Here is a 1,130-nt window from a genome sequence, read left to right as displayed (position 1 = left end):
GTCAGGGGAGCCACCGAAACCATCGGGACCATTTCCGCGGTGGCGACATCGGCCATGGCGGCGGCGGTGCTGATCAGGTTGGGGCCGAGCAGGGCATCGACCTTGTCCTCGCCGATCAGCTTGCGGACATTCTTGACGGCGCTGGTCGGGTCGGTGGCGTCGTCCAAAGATTGTTTAAGATTTCCTCTTTTTTGCCGCTCTCATAGTAAAGCTCGCTGTTCTGCCAGTCTGTCAAAAATAAATCTGCCGAACAACAAAGCCTGCGGATCGATATGGTCTGCGAGAAAACACGACAGCGTGACTCGCTTTTGGGTGGTTGCGAGCGTCGGATCGAATTCAGACTGCCGCAATTTTATAGCGATTTGCCGCCCGGCACCCCTATACGCAAATCCACGTATTGCTGCACCGCACCGTTCGGCCAACCATCGGGCCGTCCTGTCGCGGATGGTTCCGCCAACTCCCCCGAAAAAACGCTTTTCAAAACAGCCGTCCCCGGTTGCGGACGGCTTTTGCAGGGCGACAACGGCCAAATATCAGGAGGTTTCATGTCCTCGGACAAGATCGATGCGGACAAGCTCTCCCGCGGCGCGCACTCGCCGCTCCGCCGCAAGCTCCTCCTTGGCATGGCGGCGCTGCCGGCCATCGGCCTGCTGCCGCGCGGCGCGCTGGCCCAGGCGCTGCCGACCGATGCCGTCAACACGACGAAGCTCGCCGTCACCGACAGCACGGTGAAGGTCGGCATCCTGCATTCCACCACCGGCACCATGGCGATCTCGGAGACCGGCTCGGTGCAGGCCGAGAAGCTGGCCATCGCCCAGATCAACGAGATGGGCGGCGTGCTGGGCCGGAAGATCGAGGTGATCCAGGAGGACGGCGCCAGCGACTGGCCGACCTTCGCCGAAAAGGCGCGCAAGCTGCTGGTCGAGGACAAGGTGGCGGCGGTGTTCGGCTGCTGGACGTCGGCGTCGCGCAAGGCGGTGCTGCCGGTGTTCGAGCAGTATAACGGCATGCTCTATTACCCCACCTTCTACGAAGGGCTGGAGCAGTCGAAGAACGTGATCTACACCGGGCAGGAAGCGACGCAGCAGATCCTTGCCGGGCTGGACTGGGTGACGAAGGAGAAGGGGGCA

Annotated in this window: 2 protein-coding genes; one reads left to right on the top strand and one right to left on the bottom strand. The window is 62.2% G+C overall.

Going from position 1 to position 1,130, the window contains the following annotated elements; translation table 11 throughout:
• A partial coding sequence (locus tag I71_RS41130) for an ABC transporter substrate-binding protein (RefSeq protein WP_199902264.1) occupies positions 1 to 167 on the bottom strand: 167 nt, incomplete at its 3' end.
• A 378-nt stretch (positions 168 to 545) separates the two neighbouring features.
• Between I71_RS41130 and I71_RS26380 the strand changes: the two genes are divergently transcribed.
• Positions 546 to 1,130: transporter substrate-binding protein (locus I71_RS26380; protein WP_042700983.1), on the top strand; the 585-nt coding region annotated here is incomplete at its 3' end.

The organism is Azospirillum sp. B506 (genome assembly GCF_000333595.1).
Lineage (GTDB): Bacteria > Pseudomonadota > Alphaproteobacteria > Azospirillales > Azospirillaceae > Azospirillum.
This window is presented reverse-complemented; position numbering and strand designations above follow the sequence as displayed.